7 protein-coding genes are annotated in these 6,166 nt (G+C 69.4%); 5 read left to right on the top strand and 2 right to left on the bottom strand.

Annotation, left to right across the window (positions count from 1 at the left end; translation table 11 throughout):
* Positions 1-128: 128 nt before the first annotated feature.
* Entirely contained in the window at positions 129-611 is a 483-nt protein-coding gene (locus Q1K33_RS20505) for a DinB family protein (RefSeq protein WP_300406758.1), read from the bottom strand.
* The gene (locus tag Q1K33_RS20500; protein ID WP_300406756.1) at positions 608-1,822 is read right to left on the bottom strand and encodes an acyl-CoA dehydrogenase family protein; all 1,215 of its coding nucleotides are present in this window, start codon (positions 1,820-1,822) and stop codon (positions 608-610) included. The genes Q1K33_RS20505 and Q1K33_RS20500 overlap by 4 nt, the downstream gene beginning before the upstream one ends.
* A 35-nt stretch (positions 1,823-1,857) precedes the next feature.
* Here Q1K33_RS20500 and Q1K33_RS20495 point away from each other — a divergent pair, with 35 nt between their 5' ends.
* The 5 genes from Q1K33_RS20495 to Q1K33_RS20475 all read left to right on the top strand — a co-directional run bounded on the left by Q1K33_RS20495 (position 1,858) and on the right by Q1K33_RS20475 (position 6,073).
* Positions 1,858-2,295, top strand: a complete 438-nt coding sequence (locus Q1K33_RS20495; RefSeq protein WP_300406754.1) for a thioesterase family protein — start codon at positions 1,858-1,860, stop codon at positions 2,293-2,295.
* A 120-nt stretch (positions 2,296-2,415) separates the two neighbouring features.
* Positions 2,416-3,546: an ABC transporter substrate-binding protein gene (locus Q1K33_RS20490; protein WP_300406752.1), complete on the top strand. Its 1,131-nt coding sequence runs from the start codon at positions 2,416-2,418 to the stop codon at positions 3,544-3,546.
* A 2-nt stretch (positions 3,547-3,548) separates the two neighbouring features.
* A complete protein-coding gene (locus Q1K33_RS20485) occupies positions 3,549-4,412 on the top strand; it encodes an ABC transporter ATP-binding protein (RefSeq protein WP_300406750.1) in 864 nt (287 codons plus the stop codon).
* 9 nt (positions 4,413-4,421) lie between these two features.
* Positions 4,422-5,222 (top strand): ABC transporter permease subunit, encoded by an 801-nt coding sequence (locus Q1K33_RS20480; protein WP_300406748.1) that lies wholly within the window; start codon positions 4,422-4,424, stop codon positions 5,220-5,222.
* A complete protein-coding gene (locus Q1K33_RS20475) occupies positions 5,219-6,073 on the top strand; it encodes an ABC transporter permease subunit (RefSeq protein WP_300406746.1) in 855 nt (284 codons plus the stop codon). Before Q1K33_RS20480 ends, Q1K33_RS20475 begins: the two co-directional genes overlap by 4 nt.
* The last annotated feature ends 93 nt before the right edge of the window (positions 6,074-6,166 follow it).

The raw sequence follows: 6,166 nt of genomic DNA, 5'->3' as shown, positions 1-6,166 counted from the left end.
CCGAGCACCCGGAGGGCAGCACGGTGCACGAGGACGGCACGGTCACCTATCCCGATGGCAGCGTCCGCCGCGCCGACGGCACCACGGTCGACCCGGGGGCCTAGGTCGCACCCGGGCGGCGCGCTGCCTCAGGCGCCGCGCCGAGCCCGCAACAGCTCCACGAGGATGTCGCCGTGGCCGGCGTGCCGCGCCAGCTCGGCGATCAGGTGGCCGTGGACGAAGCGCAGGCTCACCGAGCGGTCGTGCCAGGTGAACTCCTCGTCGAGGTCATGCTCGGCGGCGATGCGCCGGGACTCCTCGCAGGCGGAGCGATGGGCGGCGAGCACGGAGGTCACGGTGTCGACGGGCTCGAGCGTGAAGCTCTCGTCGACCGTGTCGGGAATGCCGAGCTGGGCGCGGGGGAGGCCGGCGACGCGCGAGTGGAACCACACCCGCTCCACGAAGGTGGCGTGCTTGACCAGGCTCAGGGGTGTGGTCAGCGACGGCACCAGCCGGGCGCGGGCCTCGGCCTCCGAGAGGTCGTCGAGGATCGCGGCGATCTCGCTGCGCTGCTCGTCGAGGCGGCGCTCCAGCAGGACCCGCTCGGCGGCGCCCGTGTTGTCGGTGCTCATGTGAAGGCGCTCTCCCCGGTGATCGCGCGGCCCACGATCAGCGTGTTGACCTCGCGGGTGCCCTCATAGGAGTAGATCGCCTCGGCGTCGGCCACGAAGCGTCCGACGTGGTGCTCGAGCAGGATGCCGTTGCCGCCGAGCACCTCCCGCGCCCAGCCGACGGCCTCCCGCATCCGCACGGTGGAGTGCACCTTGCACAGCGAGGCGTGCTCGTCGCGCAGCTGACCGGCGTCCTGCAGCTGGCTGGCGCGCACATTCATCGCGGTCGAGGCGGTGACGTTGGCGAGCATCTTGACCAGCAGGTCCTGCACGAGCTGGAAGGAGCCGATCGAGCGACCGAACTGCTCGCGCTCGGTCGTGTAGCGCAGCGCGTGCTCGTAGGCGCCGCGCGCGCACCCGGTGGCCTGCCAGGCGACGTCCATCCGGGTCAGGGTCAGCACCCGGGCGGTGTCGGCGAATGAGTGGGCCTCCTGGAGGCGGTTCTCCTCCGGGACGCGTACGTCGGTCAGCTCGATCTCGGCGTTCTGGACCACGCGCAGGGCGATCTTGTCCTCCTGCTTGGTCGTCACGAAGCCCGGCGTGTCCTTCTCGACGACGAAGCCCTTGACCTCTCCGTCGCCCTCGTCGCGGGCCCAGATGATCGTCAGGTCGGCGAAGGCGGCGTTGCCGATCCACTTCTTGCGACCGTTCAGGATCCAGGCGTCTCCGTCCCGCCTGGCACTGGTGGCCAGGCCCATCGAGATGGCCGAGCCGACGTCGGGCTCGGTCAGCCCGAAAGCACCGATCAGCTCCATGCGAGCCATCGCCGGCAGCCAGCGCTCCTGCTGCTCCGGGGACCCGCAGTGGCGGATCGAACCCATGGCCAGGCCTCCGTGGACTCCGATGAAGGTGCCGATCGACGGGTCGATGCGCGAGAGCTCCATGGCCACCATCCCTCCGACGAGCGCTCCGCGGTCGGGGCAGCCCGGTCCGTCGTGGGCGAGGCCGGCGATCCCGAGCCCGGCGAGGCCGGGCACCAGCTCGTGCGGGAACTCGGCACGCGTCCAGTAGTCGTTGATGATCGGCTCGACCTCACGAGTCAGGAAGGCGCGGGTGCGGCTCAGCAGCTCGCGGTCCTGCTGGGCCAACAGCTGCTCGAAGTCGAGGAAGTCGGAGAAGGGGGCGTCGCGGACGTCGTCGTCCTGCGGGGGACGGGAGGCAGAGGTGCTCACCTGGGTGAACCTACGTGCACGCCACACTGGGACACGTGAACGCAGACGCCTCGAAGCCCGACCAGCCGACTCTCGCCGACTTCACGGCCACCAGCCACGACAAGCTCCGCTACGGCGACACCGACCGGCAGGGCCACGTCAACAACGCGGTCTTCTCGACCTTCCTCGAGACCGGGCGCGTCGAGGTGCTGCGCGATCCCGAGGCACAGCTCACCGAGGACGGGCGCGAGTGGGTCATCGCCCGGCTCGCGCTCGACTTCGTGGGCGAGATGCACTGGCCCGGCCGCGTGGACATCGGGACCCGCGTCGCGCGGATCGGTCGGACGTCGGTCGGCATGGACCAGGCCTTGTTCCAGGACGGGCGCCTGGTGGCCCGCGCCGAGACGGTCATCGTCCAGATGAACGACGAGACGCGTCGTCCCGAGCCGCTGTCGGAGGCTGCGGTGGCGCGCTTCTCCCTGCTGCAGGTCTAGCCCACACGCCCGTACGGTCGGCTGGAAAAATCGGTTACGTCGCTGAAACACGCGTGCCAGGAACTGAAACTCGCCGTGGATAGCGTCCCTCGAACTGCTGAACCCGAGAGAGGGAACCCCATGAAGATCCACGCCCTGAGTCACCGCAGCCCGAAGCGCCGCTCCACGCGTCGCGCTGGGCTGCTCGTGGCCACGTCCCTGGTGGCTGCGCTCGCGCTGGCCGCCTGTGGCTCCGACGACGACGGCGACGACGGCTCGGGATCCGGCGACGAGTCCTTCGGCGAGATCAGCCTGCAGTACTCCTGGATCAAGAACGAGGAGTTCGCCGGCGAGTTCTACGCCTACGAGAACGGCTACTACGACGAGGCCGGCTTCGACGCCGTCAACGGGATCTCCGGCCCCGACACCGGCGTGGCCAAGCTCCTCAGCGGCACGGTCGAGGTGGCACTGAGCGACTCGGCCTCCGTCGGTGCGGCGATCGCCGAGCAGGACGCGCCGCTGACGATCATCGGCGCGACGTTCCAGAAGAACCCCTTCACCATCCTGTCCCTCGCCGACGGTGGGGACATCTCCACGCCCGAGGACATGATCGGCAAGACCATCGGCGTCCAGGACTCCAACGCGAGCGTCTTTGCGGCGATCCTCAACGCCAACGGGATCGACCCTGCCGACGTCGACGTGGTGCCGGTCGACTTCGACCCGACGCCGCTGATCGAGGGCGACGTCGACGGCTTCATGGCCTACCTGACCAACGAGGCCATCACGGTCGAGAACGCCGGCTTCGAGATCACCAACCTGCCGTACGCCGAGAACGGCGTGCCGTACGTCGCCGAGACGTTCACCGTCACCGACCAGTACCTTGCCGAGAACCGTGAGCTCCTGAAGCAGTTCCTGATCGCCGAGATCAAGGGTTGGAGCGACGTGTTCACCGAGCCCACCGACGACACCGTCGCGCTGATCACCAAGTACTACGACCAGGCCGCCTCCGAGAACGACGAGGGTCTCGAGTCGGTCTTCGGCGCCCTGGACCCGGCGAAGACCGCCCAGGGGATGGAGGCGCAGCTCGAGCTGGTCGCCACCGAGGACACCGCCGCCAACGGGCTCTTCACGATCACCCCGGAGCTCCAGCAGCAGACCGTGGACTCCCTGGCCGCCGCCGGCTGGGAGGTCTCGGTCGAGGAGCTGTTCGACACCTCGATCATCGACGAGATCTACGAGGAGAACCCGGACCTCATGGAGTACGACTCCTGAGCATGTCGGACTCCGCTGACACCCACGGGCACGACGAGTCAGGTGTCGGTCCCCCCAGCCCGAGCGGCGGGGGCACCGGCATCCACATCGACGGGCTGACCAAGACGTTCCGCTCGGGCGGAGCGTTCAGTCGGGGCGCCTCGGTCACCGCGCTCGACGACGCCCACCTCCACACCGAGCAAGGCGCGTTCCTCGCTCTGCTCGGTCCCTCGGGGTGTGGCAAGTCGACGATCCTGCGGATCCTGGCTGGTCTCGAGGACCCCACCAGTGGCACGGCGCTCGTCGACGGCAAGACGCCGGCCGAGCTCCGGACGGGTGGCGAGCTCGGGATCGCCTTCCAGGACCACGCCCTGCTGGCCTGGCGCAGCGTGACGAAGAACATCGCGCTGCCCTTCGAGGTCGCCGGTCGCTCCGTCGATCGGGCCTACGTCGAGGAGCTCATCGACCTGGTCGGGCTGCGCGGCTTCGAGAAGGCCAAGCCGGCACAGCTGTCCGGCGGCATGCGCCAGCGTGTCTCCATCGCGCGCGCCCTGGCATTGCGGCCGTCGGTCCTGCTGCTCGACGAGCCCTTCGGGGCGCTCGACGACATGACCCGGCAGAACCTCAACCTGGAGCTGCTCCGGATCTGGACCGAGAAGCCCGCCACGACGCTGCTGGTCACCCACGGCATCAACGAGGCGATCTTCCTCTCCGACCAGGTGGCCGTGATGAGCGCGCGTCCCGGGCGGATCAAGGAGGTCATCGACATCGACCTCCCGCGCCCGCGCACGCCGGAGATGATGCGGACCCCCGAGTTCCACGCCCTGGCCGACCAGGCCTCCGAGCTGTTGTTCGGCGTCGACGGCCGCGCGGCCGTCGAGGCCTGAGGGGGCACGATGCAGCAGCGTCGCGTCCCGGGGTGGCTGGCCGGGATCATCGGACTGGTCACGCTGCTCGCGCTGTGGTGGGTCTTCGCCCTCGCGTTCTCACCGGACCGGGGCAGCTACACCCCGGTGCCGTCGCCGTTCGCGGTCTTCGGCCAGCTCGCCGAGGACGGTCTGGGCGCCTACTGGGGCCCGTTCGAGGTGACCATCACCGAGGCGGCGTACGGCTTCGTCTGGGGCAACACCCTGGCACTGCTCATCGCGAGCACAGTCCTGCTCTTCCCCAAGCTGGAGCCGGTGATCGTGCAGATCGCCGTCGTCAGCTACTGCCTGCCCCTGGTGGCGGTCGGCGGCATCGCGATCGTGGTGCTGGGCGGCGCCACCAAGGCCGGCGATCCCTCGTCGACCGCGATCTTCCTGGCCGCCCTGGCGGTCTTCTTCACCACCGTGGTCGGTGCTCTGCTTGGCTTCAAGAGCGCTGATCGCACCAGCATCGACGTCGTGAAGGTGTACGGCGGCGGGCGGCTGACCCAGCTGCGCAAGGTCCGGCTGGTCGCGGCGCTCCCGGCGATCCTCAACGCCCTGCAGATCGCCGTACCGACGGCCTTCCTGGGCGCCGTGCTCGGTGAGTACATGGGCGCGACCGACCGCAGCGTCGGCATCACGCTCATCCGGTTGCAGGGCAACCTCGACTCGGAGCGGGTCTGGGCGGTCTTCCTGCTCTGTGCCGCCGTCGCGATGATCGGGTACGGCGCCCTCGGGCTGATCTCCCGGCTCGTCACGCCGTGGGTCTCGGGCAGGGGTACGGCGTGAGCGCCACCTCGAGCGCCACCCTGCGGCGCGAGCAGAGCCTGGCCCTGGCGATGTCGGTCGGCAAGGCGCTGCTCAACACCGTGATCACGCTCGTGATCGTGCTGGCGCTGTGGCAGGCGGTGATCAGCTTCTCGAGCATCTCCGACTTCGTGGCCAAGGGCCCGCTCGACGTGTGGAACTACCTCTTCGTGACCGAGGAGGACGCACGCCGGACGGCGGGGGAGAACCGCGAGCTGCTGTGGGGCCTCGCCAAGACCTCCCTCGGCGACGCTGCGATCGGCTTCGTGGTGGGCATGATCATCGCGATCGTGCTCGCGGTGCTCTTCACGCTCTCGAAGACCGTCGAGGCCGGCGTGATGCCGTTGGCCCTGTTGCTGCGCAGCATCCCGCTGGTCTCGATCGCGCCGGTGATCATCCTGGTCACCGGACGCGGTACGACCGCGTCGGTCGCGGTCATCGGCACGATCGTGGTGCTCTTCCCCGCCCTGGCCTCGGTGCTCTTCGGGCTGAGCCGGGCGAGCAAGGAGAGCCTTGACCTGGTCCGCGTCTACGGGGGAGGCAACCTCCAGGCGCTGCTCAAGGTGGCCATCCCCGGCGCACTGCCCTCGCTCTTCGCCGCCGCGCGGGTCTCGGTGCCGGGCGCCGTCACCGGCGCGCTGCTCGCCGAGTGGCTCTCGACCGGCAAGGGGGTGGGTGGCCAGATCGTGAAGTTCAATGCCGCCGCCCAGTTCGACAACCTGTGGGCATCGGTCGCGATCATCACCGTCGTGACCCTGCTGCTCTACAACGTCGTCCAGCTTGCCGAGACCGTCGTGCTGTCGCGGATGGGGATGACGCAGGACCAGCTCTGAGGTCGCTCGGTGGTTCCGGCGCGTAGTCGACCCTCCTTCGTGGTGGGTGGGGCGCCCGCGCGCGTAGTCGACCGGGTCTCGCCGTCAAGGATC

It is taken from the genome of Nocardioides sp. (assembly GCF_029937575.1).
GTDB lineage: Bacteria > Actinomycetota > Actinomycetes > Propionibacteriales > Nocardioidaceae > Nocardioides.
Note: the sequence above shows the minus strand (reverse complement) of the source record. Positions and strands in the feature narration are given on the sequence as shown.

Coding starts and splice junctions, on each gene's coding strand:
- Q1K33_RS20485 (WP_300406750.1), top strand. CDS start 3,549: ATGTCGGACTCCGCTGACACCCACGGGCACGACGAGTCAGGTGTCGGT.
- Q1K33_RS20505 (WP_300406758.1), bottom strand. CDS start 611: ATGAGCACCGACAACACGGGCGCCGCCGAGCGGGTCCTGCTGGAGCGC.
- Q1K33_RS20480 (WP_300406748.1), top strand. CDS start 4,422: ATGCAGCAGCGTCGCGTCCCGGGGTGGCTGGCCGGGATCATCGGACTG.
- Q1K33_RS20490 (WP_300406752.1), top strand. CDS start 2,416: ATGAAGATCCACGCCCTGAGTCACCGCAGCCCGAAGCGCCGCTCCACG.